This window comes from Stenotrophomonas sp. STEN029, assembly GCF_056760015.1.
In genome coordinates, this window is record NZ_JBRREC010000113.1 from 1 (window position 1) to 13,832 (window position 13,832).

Genomic DNA, 13,832 nt, shown 5'->3' on the forward strand with positions numbered 1-13,832 from the left:
GGTCAAAAAGCGGCCCCTACCGGGGCCCAAAACCGGGTCGCCGGGGCGGGGCGGGCCCGCCCCCCACCCGGCCCCCCCCCCGGGGCGGGGCCCCGGGGGGGGGGGCCCCCCCCCCCCCCCCCCCCCCCCCGCCCCCCCCCCCCCCACTACACCCCCTCCCTTTGCCGCAGGCAAGGGGAGGGTTGGAGAGGGGTCGCTCCTGCCCCTTGCCGAGCATGGCTCGGCACTACCTCACAGCGCTTTGTTCAACGTATACGTGCCATGCACCGACGCCTCAGCCAGCACATGGCCCTGCATGGCGCGATGCACATCGGCAGCAGTGAACGCACCATCGACCGGCAGCCGCTCGACGTCCAGCGCGAACAACCGGAAGAAATAGCGGTGCAGGCGCTCGTCATTGAATGGCGGGTACGGGCCGTCGTAGCCGTAGTAGGTGCCACTCATCTGCGCATTGCCGGCGAACCAGCCGGTGTAATCGTTGATGCCCTGACGCGCACCGGCCGGACCAGCCGGCTGCGTCTTGCCGTGCGCGGTGAAGCCATCACTGCAGCTGCCGGCAGCGATCTCGCGCAGGTCCGCGGGAACATCCACCATCACCCAATGCACGAAGTCGGCACGCGGCTGATCCAACGGAATGCTGACGTCCTCACGGCCCACCAGCTCGGCCACCGTCGGCACATCCGGGTCCACGCAGATCAGCGCGAACGAACGCGTGCCAGCCGGCACATCGCTCCACGCCAGCTGCGGATTGCGATTGCCGGCGAAGCCGTTGGCATCACCGGCGGCAAACTCGGCTGCGATCGGCTGTCCGTTCTGAAAACTCTGGCTGTCCAGTTTCATGATTGTTCCTTGATCAGGCTTCGGGATAGCCCAGGCGCACCGCGACCGGGGTCAACACTGCAAATTCGGATGCCAGCACCTGCGCGTAATTGCGCCAGTGACCCGCCGGTACGGTGCCCGGGCCAAGGCTGCGCACGGCGGGGAAACGCAGGCCGAAGGCCTGTTCCAGCAATGCGCCCATCGCTGCCGGATCATTCACCGCGTCGTCGGTGCGGATGATCATGTGCGTGTACAGATCCTGCTCATGCAGCAGCGCGACCTGCGCCAGCGCGCGTGCCAGCCACTGCGCGGCCTCGCTGGACGAAGTCAGTGCCAACGGCGCCGGCGCACCCAGTGCCAGCCACTCGACCAGCATGTCGCGCGGATCGCGCAGGGCAATGACCAGACGGCCTTCCGGCAGCTGCGGGCGCAGCGCCCACAGCAGCGCGTTGTCCCACCACAGCAGCCAGTCGATCACGTTGCCGTCCTCGATCCCACGCGCAGGCAGCGCGTCGCGCCACTGCTGCACCAGTTGCTCGGGGCTGAGCTCGTCGTTGGCCAGGCGCTGCAGGGTCAAGAAGTTCTGGAAGGCATCCACGGGCGGTGTCGGCCCGAAGCGGTCACCACGCAGCACGCGGCTGCCGGCTGCCATCACCGTGGCCACACGCTCCACGCCCGAACCCGGCGCGCCCCACAGGAACATCGGCCGCACCGGGTTGTCGTCGGCGACCTCACCCAGCGCCGGCCATTCGGCCGGTGCACGCGCCTGCTGCGGCAGCGGCAGGCGGGTAGATGCCAGTTCCGCATGCACCTGCAACCAGGTTGCCAGTGCACCGGCGCGGTCACCGGCGCGGTCCTGGGTGGCGCCCAGCCAGGTGCGCACGGCCGCACGCGCCTGCTCGGGCGCGTTGTCCACCAGCCGCTGCACGTGCGCAACCGCTGCGCCCGGCTCGCGCTGCAGCAGTGCTTCGACAATGCGCTGCTCGCCACTGACCCGGCCCGGCTCCAGTGCAACGATATGCCGAGCGATTGCTTCGGCCTCTTCGGCCTGATCGTTCATGTCATGCAGGCTCATCCGTGCTTCCAGCGCCGGCAGATGCTCGGGCATCTGTGCCAACCAGCGCTCGACCACGTCCACCGCTTCTTCGCTGCCGACCTGGGCAACCGCCAGACGCGCCATCCATAGGTCGTGGAACTGCGGGTTCGCCTGCACCGCGGCGTCCAGTTCACTGCGGGCCTCCTCGTCGCGGCCCAGGCGCTGCCAGGCCATCAACAGCATCTGCAGCGTGGCACGGTCGCCCGGCACCTGCAGCAGCAACGGGCGCAGGTGCTCCAGCGCCTGCAGCGGTTGGCCGGACACCAGTTCCAGTTCACCGGCCATGCGACGCAGACCCGGGGTATCGCCCTCCGCCGTGGCCAGCACTTCGCGCATCATCTCCGCGGCGCGGTCGGCGTGGCCCTGACGCAAGGCCAGCTGCACCACCATGCCGCGCAGCGCGTTGTTGCTGGGGTTCAATTCGACCACGCGGCGGAACGCCTGTTCGGCGAAGGCCAGCATGTCTTTTTCCAGGTAAGCGAAGCCAAGTGCATACAGCACGCGGACGTCCTCCGGCAGCCTTGCACTGGCGGCTGACAGGATGGCCAGCGCACGATCAGCGTCACCGCGGCGCAGCGCAACCAAGCCTTCGATCGCGCCCAGCTCAGCGCTGTCCGGATCCACGCGCGCGGCCATGCGGCCCAGGCGGTCAGCCTCGTCGACATCGCCACGGCCCAGCGCCAGGTGCGCCTGCATCAGGTAGGCGGAGAATTCGTTGGGATTGAGCGAGGTGCTGCGGTCCAGCGCCTGGCCGGCGGCGTCGATCTGGCGCTGCGCCAGCAGCAGGCCGGCGTGCTGCAGGTGCAGGGCGGCATCATCCGGGGCCAGGCCCAGGGCCGTCTCCAAGCTGCGCTGGGCGTGTTCCAGCTGGCCTTGCTGCTGCAGTGCCAGCGCCAGCCAGCGATGGGCGGCGGCGTGCTGTGGTTCGGCGCCAACCCATGCCTGGGCCAGGGTCACGGCCTCGTCGGTGGCATTACGGCGCAGGGCTTCAATGATCTTGTCTTGCATGGCGGTCCAGCGTTAGCGCAAACCCGCATTGTAGCGGGCGCAGCCGCGCCCGCCGGGTTCAGGCGACGGCGGCGGCCAGATGCTGCGCCACCCAGCGCTCGGAGAAACCATCACCACGCAGGTTCTCGATGAAGCCGCAGTGGCCACCCCAGCGCGCGATCTCCAGATGCGCATCGGCCGGCAGCTGCCAGTGATCGAAGGTGGTGAAGGGGATCACCGGGTCATCGGCCGCCATCAGGATGTGGGCCGGCACCTGCAACGCGGCCAGTTTGTTGCCGGCGATGGAGTAACCGTCGAAGTACTCCTGCAGCGAGCCGAAATCGGTATGGCGATCGACCAGCCAACCGGTCAGTGCGCGGATATCCAGCTTCAACACGCTGTCGTCGCAGTCGGCCAGCTCGGGGAACAGCGCGCGCTTGCGGCGCAACGAACCGGTCCATTTGCGGCGGAAATACCAGTCGTACATCACCGGTCCGCGCTCGATGCTGTCCATGGTGATGGCCGGATCCAGCACCGGGCATACCGATGCCACGTGCAGCAGCGGCACGCCGGCGGCAGGCGCGTGCAGGGCCAACCGCAGCACGAAGTTGCCGCCCAGCGAATAACCCGCGGCGACCATCGGCAGGCCGGCAAAACGCTGCGCGACATCCGCGGCGGCGTTGACCACTTCGCCGATGCGGCAGGAGTGGAAGATGCCCGGATTGAGATGGTGGGTATTGCCGTGGTCGCGGAAGTTCAACCGCACCACGTCAAAACCCTGCTCCAGCAGGCGTGCAGTGGTCATGCGCATGTAGCTGGATTCCGCGCTGCCCTCCCAGCCATGCAGCAGCAACGCCAGCGCCTTGGGCGGAGCGCCCTGGGGACGACTGTGCCAGGCCTGCAGGCGCACCCCTTCACCGCCATCCAGGATCAGTTCCTGGGTCTGCGCCCCGCTGGCGGCCAACAGCTGTTGCCCGCGTCGCAGCCGCAGCCGGCTCGATGCCAGCATCGACTGCAGGTGCGGATTACGCAGCCAGCGCGGCGGCTGGTAGTTGCAGGCGCTCAGCATGACCGACCCGGTTGGCGTTGACTGCCCAACACAGCGCTGGCCGTGATCCACACCTTATGGTCCTTCCATCACCGCCACGATGCGCGCACGCGAGGTCTCGGCGATACGCCGGCGGCCTTCCAGATCCTGGATGGCGATGGGCTCGAGGAAATGCACCTCGCCACGCCGTGCCGGCTCACCCAGCAGACGCAGGAAGTTGCCGGCGAAGCTCTCGCCCGGCCCGAACGCCACCGTGGTCTGCGCGTCGCCGCGCACGCCGTAACGCAGTGCGATCGGCTGCACCGGCACTCCGGCCTCGACCGCCGCCTGGAATATACGTGCGTGGAACGGGCCGACGTCGCGGCCGCCGCGGGTGCGCCCTTCCGGGAACACCGCCACCGGCCGTTGTTCCTGCAGCCGCTTGACCATTTCCTCCATCACCCCGCCCAGCGATTCGGTGTTGCCACGCTGGTGGAAGATGGTGTGGCCACGGCTGGCGACCCAGCCAACCACCGGCCAGCTGGCGATCTCGCGCTTGGCGACGAAGCCGACCATCTTCTGGCTGTGGATCACGCAGATATCGACCCAACCCACATGGTTGGCGACGAACAGCACCGCACCGGGCAGGGGTTGGCCGACCCGCTGCAGGCGGAAGCCGAAGATCCACATCAGGCCCCCCGACCACCAGCGCACCACCCGCTCTTCCAGCGGGTTGCTGGCGGGGCCGATACGCCCCAACGGCTGCGTCATCAGCAGCAGGATCAGCGGCAGGAACAGGACAATGTGAACCAGTAGCAGCGGGGCGCGGTACAAGTAGCGGAACACGCGGGCCACACCGCCCTGGCGGGCGGGACGGGGGGAAGTCATCCGCGCACGATACCGGATGCGGTCCAGCTTCCGCCAGCACGGGGACCATGCCCCCTTGGCATTCACACGGACGCCGCCAAAGGGTGCGCCGTGCCACACTATCGACAGGAAGTACCGGTCGGCTCGGGTTTTCAGGGTACGCCGGCAACATTCCCGGCATGAAGTGTGTACAACAACACTATCGTTCAGGGGGACGGCATGATGGACCGGCAGCTGCTGTCATCGACAGAAGACATGCTGCATTTGTTCTCGGCGGCATTGGAGCAGATCGGCAATGGCGTGATCCTGTTTGACGACGCCAACACCATTCTGTACGTCAACCAAGCCATGGAAGCCATTTCCGGCTGGTCACGCGCCGAACTGCAGGGCAAGAACCTGGGCACGCTGGCTCCGGCCAGCATGCGCGAGCGCTACAACACCCGCCTGTACCCGGGTACCAGCAACCGTGTGGAGGAGCTGGCTGCCGATCCGCATGACATCCAGATGATCCGCAAGGACCAGAGCACCTGCTGGATCAGCGTCACCCTGTCGCAGATCGCCGACGGCGAGCGCAACATCCGCATGGTGCTGGTCAGCGACGTCACGGCGCGCCGCCAGGCGCAGGCACGCGAGCGCCTGCTGTCACTGGGCTTCGATGAGACCCAGAGCGCGGTGCTGATCACCGATGCCGAAGGCCGCATCGTGCATCTGAACAAGGGCTTCCGGCGCCTGTTCGGCTTCCTCGAGGCCGAGGCGATGGGCCAGTACGTGCCGTCACTGTTGGCACCGGACAGCTTTTCGCCCGAGCAGTTGAACGCCTATACCGCGCGATTGCTGGCAGGGCAGCCTATCCGCGCCGACGAGCGGCTTTACCGCAAGAACGGGCAGCCCCTGTGGTGCTCGGTCAGCACCAATCCCATCTTCGATGACTACGGCACCCTGGTGAACCTGGTCATCGTGCTGATGGACATCACCCGCACCAAGGTGCACGAAGTCCTGCAGCACAAGATGCTCGATGCGATGGTGCGCGAGGTCCCCACCGCCGAGGTGATGCAGATGATGTGCCTGGAGGTGGAGAAGATCGCCCCGCAGGTGCTGTGCTCGGTGCTGCGGGTCGAAGACGGGCGGCTGCGCCACCTGGCCGCGCCCAGCCTGCCCGAGCCCTACATCCGGCTGGTGGACGGCGTGCCAGTGGGCCCCAAGACCGGCGCCTGCGGCACCGCCGCCCACAGCGGCCAGACCGTGGTCAGCCGCGACATCGCCACCGACCCGAACTGGGAAGGCATCAGCCACCTGGCCCTGCAACACGGCCTGGCGGCCTGCTGGTCCACCCCGATCAAGGCCAACGATGGCCGCGTGCTCGGCACCTTCGCCTTCTACTACCGGCAGCCCTACGATCCGGACAGCTTCCACCATCGTCTGGTCGAAGTGATCGTGCACCTGTGCGCGCTGGCACTGGAGCGCGAGGAGGCGCGCAACCGGATCCGCCGGTTGGCGTTCTACGACGACCTCACCGGCCTGCCCAACCGCAGCCTGCTGCACGCCCAGGCCGACCAGGCCATCACCGCCGCCAACCATCACGGGCAGACAATGGCGGTGATGTTCATCGATCTGGATCGCTTCAAGCAGATCAACGACTCCTTCGGCCACCCCGGCGGCGACGAACTGCTGCGCACGATGGCGCGCCGCCTACAGGAAGAAACCGGACCGATGGACATCGTCGGCCGGCTCTCCGGTGACGAGTTCGTGGTGATCCTCAACCGCTGCGACATACCCACGGCCAGTGAGCGCAGTGAACGCATCCTGCGTACGCTGGGCCTGCCACTGGCGCTGGGCGACCTGGAAATCCGGCCCTCGGCCAGCATCGGCATCAGCATCTTTCCGCATGACGGCAACAACATGGATTCGCTGCTGCACCATGCCGATGTCGCCATGTACCAGGCAAAACACAACGGCCGCAACCGGGTGCGGTTCTACAGCAGCGAGATGGACGAGTGCGCGCAGGAGCGCATGGCGCTGGAAGCGGCCCTGCGCGAAGCGCTTGAACAAGGCCAACTGCAGCTGCACTACCAGCCGCAGATCGAAATCCACAGCGGCCAGCTGCACAGCGTCGAGGCGCTGGCACGCTGGCAGCATCCACGCCTGGGCAGCGTCCCGCCAATACGCTTCATCCCCTTGGCCGAGGAGGCAGGGCTGATCGGCGACCTCGGCCAATGGGCATTGCGCGAAGCCTGCCGGCAACTGGGCCGCTGGCGTCGGGACGGCCTGGATGTGCCGTCGGTGTCGGTGAACCTGTCGCCGACCAATTTCCACAGCGCGGCCTTGCCGGACTGCATCAGCCAGATCCTGCAGCAGGAATCACTGCGTGCCAGTGACCTGATCCTGGAGATCACCGAGGACGTATTGCTTGATGGTGACCCGATCACCCTGCAGACGCTGCGGCAGGTGCATGCACTTGGCGTGCGGCTGTCGATGGACGACTTCGGCACCGGCTATTCCAGCCTCAGTTACCTGCGCCAGCTGCCAATCAGCGAACTCAAGCTGGACCGCAGCTTCGTGCGCGGTATTGAAGGCGACAAGGTGGCCAGCGCGCTGACCCAGGCCATCGCCCATATCGGCCAGAGCCTGCAGCTGAAGGTGGTGGCGGAAGGTGTCGAAAGCCTGGAGCAACTGAAGCTGCTGGGCGCGCAGGGTTACGAGGTCGCGCAGGGTTTTCATTTCACCCCGGCCTTGCCGGCGCCTGCATTGGCGGAATGGGTGCGCGAGCACCTGCCGGTGGCGGTGTTGGCTTAGTTGAAGGTTGCTGTGGGTGTGGGTTTGGGTGCGGAAGCAACAGCAACAGCAGCAACAGCAAGAGCTACCCCTCCCCGGCCCTCCCCTTCGCTGCGCGAAAGGGAGGGGGCGCAGCGTTACCCCCTCCCTTTGCCGCAGGCAAGGGGAGGGTTGGGGAGGGGTGCTTCTCAGCTCTCAGCTCTTGGCTCTTGGCTCTCAGCACCAAGCCCCGACCAATCACCCAACCGCCACAACCGCCACAACCGCCAGGGTCAGCCGCGAAATACACACCGGCTTGCCGGCCTCGTCCTCGATGCGGATCTCCCACACCTGGGTGGTACGGCCCACATGCAGCGCGCGCGCGGTACCGGTAACCACGCCGCTGCGCGCCGCACGCAGGTGGTTGGCATTGATCTCCAGGCCGACACATACCTGCTGGGTCGGGTCCACGCAGAGGTTGCCTGCGCTGCTGCCCAGCGTCTCCGCCAGCACCACCGAAGCGCCGCCGTGCAGCAAGCCATACGGTTGCTTGGTGCGCGCGTCCACCGGCATCGTCGCCTGCAGCCAGTCATCACCGGCGGCGGTGAAGACGATGCCCAGATGATCGATCAGCGTGTTGCGGCTCAGCGCGTTGACCAGCGTCAGGTCAACCGGCGCGCGGAATACTTGGCTCATTGCAGCTACCTGTTGGGGAATGGAAGGCTCAGAGAATGGGGACCAACCCCGCGCCGAACGCGGTCAGCATGCGCACCAGCACCCACTTGGGGCCGACATTCACTTCCGGGAAGTCGCCCACCGCGGTGTAGCAGCTGTGGAAGCGCGGATCCTGCCGGGTCAGCGGCTGCGGGCAGTCCGGGCCCGGCTTGAAGGCGTAGTCGGTGGCATAGCGCCAGGGCCAGAAATCCAGGATCGGCAAGGCTTCGGAGGCCTTGCCAATGCTGTAGTTCAGGCCGGACAGCACCGGCGGCTTCTCGCGCGGCGCCACCACCCAGGAGTTGTCCGGATGCACGTCGCGCAGGATGCTCTGCGCCAGCTGCTCGGCAAAGGCCGGATCTTCGATGATCACCGCGCCTTCGGTGTTGTAGTTCTCACTGCGCGGATCGAAGTTGTGGGTGCCGATCACGCCGATGCGGCGGTCCACCACCAGCGACTTGGCGTGCAGGCCCATGCGCGCTCCGCGACGGGTCACCGGCAGTGGCCGGTTGACCGCACGCGTGCCCAGGAACGATGGCCGGGTTTCGGTACGCAGCACCTCACGCTCGACCTCGCTGCCGTCGGCGCTCAACCGGCGCCCCGAGCCACTACCGCGCACATTGCTGCCAGCCGCGCTGCCGCCGATCACCCGACTGCGTGCTGGTGCTGGCGCAGGCGGCTCGCCGTCCAGCGGCGCCGGCAACAGCTGCGCATAGTCGATCGGCGCATCCAGCGGGAACGGCTTGTATTCGTAGATGTTGAAGCCAAGCTCGCGCATGTTGCGGCGCTTGTACTTGTAGGACAGCGCATAGACGATGGGGTTGTCGGTGGCTGCCAGACTGTTGGTCGACACCACCACCCGCGGCGGTGCTTCGCGCTTGCGCAGGTTCTTGAACAGCGCCTGCGCGGGCTTGGACAGCACCAGGTAGGGCGTCTGCAGCAACACTTCGGTTTGTGCCTGCGAGATCAACGCGTCCAGCCGTGGCTCAGTCACGTGCTGGCCATTGAGCGGCTGCGCCTCGCGTTCACGACGGTGCTTGCGCGGCAGGTCGGCGACATAGCTGACCGCACTCACCGGCAGCGCGGTATCAACAAACGCCTGTTCGATGAACTCCGGGTCCGATGCCTCGGCATTCACCCGCGCAATCCGTTCCGGGCGCCGGAATGCAGCCTCCGGCAAGGCCGGCACGCCCTCGTTCAACAAGGTCTTGCCGACGTCGTTCAGGCGCTCGGCCGGAACGCTGCGACGTGCCTCCCAGAAGGCCTGGAAGTTGGCCGCCATCTCGCGCGCCTCCGGTCCGGCCACCACCACGTCGCGGTCGCGGAAGTTGTACTCGCTGTCCCAGTCGTAATAGTCGTCCTGGTAGTTGCGGCCACCGACCACGCCGATCACATCGTCGATCACCAGCAGTTTGTTGTGCATGCGCTGGTTGAAGCGGCGGAAACAGCACAGCACGCTGCCGGCATAGTCGAAGTAATTGAGCTTGGCCTTGCCGAACGCCGGGTTGTAGACGCGCAGCTCGAAATTGGCATGTGCACCGGACAAGGCCCCAAGCATCTGCAGGTCGGAGATCGCCGAAAGCTGGTCGATCAGCACCCGCACCTTGACCCCGCGGCGGGCAGCGGCCAGCAGCTCGTCGATCACCAGCCGTGCGCTGTCGTCGGTGTCGAAGATGTAGGTCTGCAGGTCCACGCTGCGGGTGGCGCTGCGGATCAGGTTCAGCCGCGCTATCAGCGACAGTTCGCCCTCATCGAGGATGGTGGCGTAGTGGCGGGGTGCCTCCACCGTCGATTCGGCGATGGCTTTGCCGCCGAGCGCACGCAGGGGCGAGTCCAGCGCACAGCGATCGGGCTGGTCGCAGTCCACCACGGTGGAACGCGCGGCCACGGCAATGCCTTCGGCACGCTCACGCTGCTGATTGGACAGCGAAGCACAACCGCTGGCCAGCAGCAGCGCCAGCACCGGCAGGATACGAAGGACAGCTTTCACTTTTTGGGGGCGCCAACCAGGCGTGTACGCAGTACGAATATCACTCGATCACTCAGGGCCATCTGCCAGCTATCCATGCCATATCGACCGCGCAGGATGGTACCGCGGCTGACGAGGTCGCAATCATAGCCGGGCCGCGCGCATTCAGGTTTTGCCAGGCGCATCACTTCGGCCCGGCTGATGCCACGGATCGACAAGCGCCCCTGCACGTCGCCGCCGGTTTCGGTCAACCGCGGGTCATAGGGGTCGGAATCGAATTCCACCACCGGGTAGCGCGCCGCATCAAAGAAGTCCTCGCCGCGCATCCAGCCGGTATAGCGGGGCTTGTCGGGGATCTCCACATATTCGCTGTACATGCGCAGCCGCACCTGGTGGCGGCCATCGGGCAGCACCGTGATCCAGCCCTCGAAGCGCGGAAAGACACCCTCCACCTTCTGCCCGAAACGGGTACGTATTTCAAAACCAAACCGGGAGTGCGCCGTGTCGAAATGCAATGGCTCGGCCGCAAGGGCCGAGCCAGCGAGCATCAACAGGATCAGCAGCAGCCCATACCGCGCCACCGCCATGGGCTCAGGGCCACCAGAATTCAGTCAGACGGGCAATGCCAGGCTCTATCGCCGCCTCCATCGGCAGTGACAGCACCGCCACCGATGCCGGCGGCATGCCACGGTAATCGCCGGACTGGCCGCTGTGCATCAACGCCACCAGCTGCTCCAGCCCCGGGTTGTGGCCGACCACCAGCAGGCGCTCGACTTCCTTGTGTTCGTCCAGCAGGGCCGCCAGGGTGCCGGGTACGGCATCGTAGATCCGCTCTTCCAGACGCTGTTCGACGTAGCCGGTACGCTCCAGCACTGCTTCCAGGGTCTCGCGGGTGCGCCGCGCCGGCGAGCACAGCACCCGGTCCGGCACCAGTTTGTGTTCCTGTAACCAACGGCCGGCCGCCTCGGCCTCGGCCAGGCCATGCGGTGAGAGGGGCCGGTCGAGATCGGCTTGGCCATTGGCCGCCGGTTCGGCATGGGCATGTCGCAGCAGGATCAATTCACGCATGGTCGGTTAATACTCCTGATCAGACCTTGTTCAACCACTTGAGCAGCGGCTCCCAGTCCTGCTGGTGCTCGCGTACCTGTGCAGAGTGATAGTCGAACAGGCTGCGCCCAAGCCCGACCATCACCACATAACTCTGGCTGTCGCGCAGCTGCGCGACCACCTCATACGGCCATTCGGCCAGCATCTGCCGGGCCTGTTGCGAGGTCTGCGTCCACGGCTTGGTGCGGTTGAGCACCAGCCCCACCGGCAGCGCCCGCGAATGGATGCGCTTGATCCTGGACAGGCTGTTGAGGAAGCCGACGATGGCCTCGATGTCCAGCGCCGAGGGCAGCACCGGCACCACCACTGCATCGGCGATGTCGATGAAGCGTTCCAGGTCCTCTCCATAGGCACCGGCCGGGGCATCGATGATGACCTGCTCGGCGCCATCGGGAATCAGCTTTTCCCAGTTCTTCTTGCGGTGCACGTCCACCGGCAGCACCGCGCTCTCCAGGCTGGAGCGGCGTTGCGCCCAGCGGGTGCTGGAACCCTGCGGGTCGGCATCGGCGATCACCGTTGCCTGGCCGGACAAGGCCGAGTGTGCGGCCAGATGGGTAGCGATGGTGGTCTTGCCGACACCGCCCTTGGAGCCGGCTACCAGAATCGTCTTCATGCACGCCTCGTTTTCGCGGGACTTGCCCGCAGCGTACACCGGCCTGCGTTACCAAAGGTAGTCATCCGGTGAGGACGCCGCCCCAGCAAGGCCTGTGGCTTTGTTATCGTGTCGCCCCCGGCATTGGAACCACCATGAGCGAGCTGCAGGACCTGACCGCACTGATCCGCGCCAACACGCCGCTGATCGTCATCGAAACGCAGGACGAGACCCGCATCGTGGGCCTGTTCCGCGAAGCCTTGATGCACGTGTGGCGGTCCCTGTACCGCTGGTCGATCACCGAGGGCCTGCGCCGCATCGACATGGACCGCGAGGACGAGGCGGTCGGCCCGCCTGATGCCAGCGCGGCCCTGCGCATGATCCAGGAGGCCGACCAGCGCGGCATCTACCTGCTGCTCGATTTCCACCCCTACCTTGGCTACGCCAGCCACCAACGGCTGCTGCGCGACATCATCCAGCGCCGCCACAGCCAGCCGCACGTGGTGGTGCTGGTCGGCGCCAAGGTCGAGCTGCCAGCCGAGCTGGAAGCGCTGGCGACCCGCTTCAACCCACGCCTGCCCGATGCCAACGCACTGCTGAAGATGCTGCGCGAGGAAGCGGCCAGCTACGCCCAGGAGAACGGCGGGCGACGGGTCGAGGTGGACCAGGAGGCGGTGCAGCAGATCCTGCGCAACCTGCGCGGGCTGAGCATGACCGATGCGCGCCGCATCGCCCGTCAGCTGATCTTCGCCGACGGAGCACTGAAAGCCGACGACCTGCCGCAGCTGGCCAAGCTCAAGTTCGAGCTGCTCAACCGCAGCGGCCACCTGCATTACGAATACGACTCTGCCCGTTTCAGCGACGTGGCCGGCGCGCGCCGGCTCAAGCGCTGGATCGAGCAGCGCCGCGCGGTCTTCGTCTCCGGCACCACCCCGCCCGGGCTGGACCCGCCCAAGGGCATGCTGCTGCTCGGCGTGCAGGGCTGCGGCAAGTCGATGCTGGCCAAGGCCACCGCCGCCGGCTTCGGCGTACCGCTGCTGCGGCTGGATTTCGGCACGCTGTACAACAAGTATCACGGCGAGACCGAGAAGAACCTGCGTGACGCGCTGGCCTCGGCCGAGCAGCTGGCGCCCTGCGTGCTGTGGATAGACGAAGTCGAGAAGGGTCTGGCCAGCAGTGGCGAAGACGGCGGCGTGTCGCGTCGCGTGCTTGGCTACCTGCTGACCTGGATGGCCGAGCGCAAGGCGCCGGTGTTCATTGTCGCCACCGCCAACCAGGTACATGAGCTGCCAGCCGAACTGCTGCGCAAGGGCCGTTTCGATGAAATCTTCTTCGTCGACCTACCCTCGCCAGACACCCGCGTCGAACTGCTGCACCTGCATCTGGCACGCCGCCAGCTGCAGCCCGACCTGTTCGCCCTGCCCGCCTTGGCCGCAGCCAGCGACGGCTTCTCCGGTGCCGAGATCGAGCAGGCGGTGGTCGCCGGCCTGTACGCCGCCCATGCCGAGCAGAAGCCGCTGGACACCGAGCTGCTGATGGCCGAGATCCGCAATACCCGACCGCTGTCGGTGCTGATGGCCGAGCAGGTGCAGTCGCTGCGCGACTGGGCGCGCGAACGCACCGTGCCGGCGGATTGAAGCTGCTCAAAACCTATAGCGCTGTTGTAGCCGCGCAAGCGCAGTACGCCCTGCCACATCAACTACGCACAGGTACCCGGTTTGTAGGAGCGGCGTAGGCCGCGAAGCACGCACAGCATCAGATAGTACTGCCGCGAAGAACTGCAGCAAAGTCAGCTTCGCGGCTTACGCCGCTCCTACAACCAGAAGCGCAGCCCGGCTGCGCTTTCCCTGGCTACGGGCGTGAGGCTGCTCTAGTCAGGGCGTTGCCAACTCAGGCTGCCAAT

At 66.6% G+C, this 13,832-nt stretch carries 11 protein-coding genes; 2 read left to right on the forward strand and 9 right to left on the reverse strand.

What is annotated here, in order from left to right:
* Positions 1–231: 231 nt before the first annotated feature.
* From ACVOLI_RS18530 to ACVOLI_RS18545, 4 genes are read right to left on the reverse strand one after another with little or no spacing between them, the layout of a single operon-like run.
* Positions 232–840, reverse strand: coding sequence for a YbhB/YbcL family Raf kinase inhibitor-like protein (locus ACVOLI_RS18530; RefSeq protein ID WP_481615507.1), 609 nt, complete (start codon positions 838–840; stop codon positions 232–234).
* Positions 841–853: 13 nt separating this feature from the next.
* Positions 854–2,923 (reverse strand): tetratricopeptide repeat protein, encoded by a 2,070-nt coding sequence (locus ACVOLI_RS18535; protein ID WP_481615508.1) that lies wholly within the window; start codon positions 2,921–2,923, stop codon positions 854–856.
* A 58-nt stretch (positions 2,924–2,981) separates the two neighbouring features.
* Complete coding sequence (locus ACVOLI_RS18540; RefSeq protein WP_481615515.1) at positions 2,982–3,968, reverse strand: YheT family hydrolase; 987 nt, start codon at positions 3,966–3,968, stop codon at positions 2,982–2,984.
* Between the two features lie 57 nt (positions 3,969–4,025).
* Positions 4,026–4,817 carry a lysophospholipid acyltransferase family protein gene (locus ACVOLI_RS18545; RefSeq protein WP_481615509.1) on the reverse strand — a complete coding sequence of 264 codons (792 nt, stop codon included), beginning with the start codon at positions 4,815–4,817 and terminating at the stop codon, positions 4,026–4,028.
* Between the two features lie 165 nt (positions 4,818–4,982).
* Here ACVOLI_RS18545 and ACVOLI_RS18550 point away from each other — a divergent pair, with 165 nt between their 5' ends.
* The gene (locus ACVOLI_RS18550; RefSeq protein WP_481615510.1) at positions 4,983–7,589 is read left to right on the forward strand and encodes an EAL domain-containing protein; all 2,607 of its coding nucleotides are present in this window, start codon (positions 4,983–4,985) and stop codon (positions 7,587–7,589) included.
* Positions 7,590–7,805: 216 nt separating this feature from the next.
* Here the strand turns inward: ACVOLI_RS18550 and ACVOLI_RS18555 are convergent, their stop codons facing one another.
* From ACVOLI_RS18555 to ACVOLI_RS18575, 5 genes are read right to left on the reverse strand one after another with little or no spacing between them, the layout of a single operon-like run.
* Complete coding sequence (locus ACVOLI_RS18555; RefSeq protein ID WP_481615511.1) at positions 7,806–8,243, reverse strand: hotdog fold thioesterase; 438 nt, start codon at positions 8,241–8,243, stop codon at positions 7,806–7,808.
* Between the two features lie 28 nt (positions 8,244–8,271).
* The gene (locus ACVOLI_RS18560) at positions 8,272–10,251 is read right to left on the reverse strand and encodes a phospholipase D family protein (RefSeq protein ID WP_481615512.1); all 1,980 of its coding nucleotides are present in this window, start codon (positions 10,249–10,251) and stop codon (positions 8,272–8,274) included.
* The gene (locus ACVOLI_RS18565; protein WP_481615513.1) at positions 10,248–10,817 is read right to left on the reverse strand and encodes a YceI family protein; all 570 of its coding nucleotides are present in this window, start codon (positions 10,815–10,817) and stop codon (positions 10,248–10,250) included. Before ACVOLI_RS18565 ends, ACVOLI_RS18560 begins: the two co-directional genes overlap by 4 nt.
* Positions 10,818–10,821: 4 nt before the next feature.
* Entirely contained in the window at positions 10,822–11,298 is a 477-nt protein-coding gene (locus ACVOLI_RS18570; RefSeq protein WP_282269588.1) for a SixA phosphatase family protein, read from the reverse strand.
* 19 nt (positions 11,299–11,317) lie between these two features.
* A complete protein-coding gene (locus tag ACVOLI_RS18575) occupies positions 11,318–11,950 on the reverse strand; it encodes a ParA family protein (RefSeq protein ID WP_282269590.1) in 633 nt (210 codons plus the stop codon).
* A 134-nt stretch (positions 11,951–12,084) separates the two neighbouring features.
* On the opposite strand from ACVOLI_RS18575, the gene ACVOLI_RS18580 reads away from it, so the two are divergent.
* Positions 12,085–13,566: an AAA family ATPase gene (locus tag ACVOLI_RS18580; RefSeq protein WP_481615514.1), complete on the forward strand. Its 1,482-nt coding sequence runs from the start codon at positions 12,085–12,087 to the stop codon at positions 13,564–13,566.
* Positions 13,567–13,832: the final 266 nt, after the last annotated feature.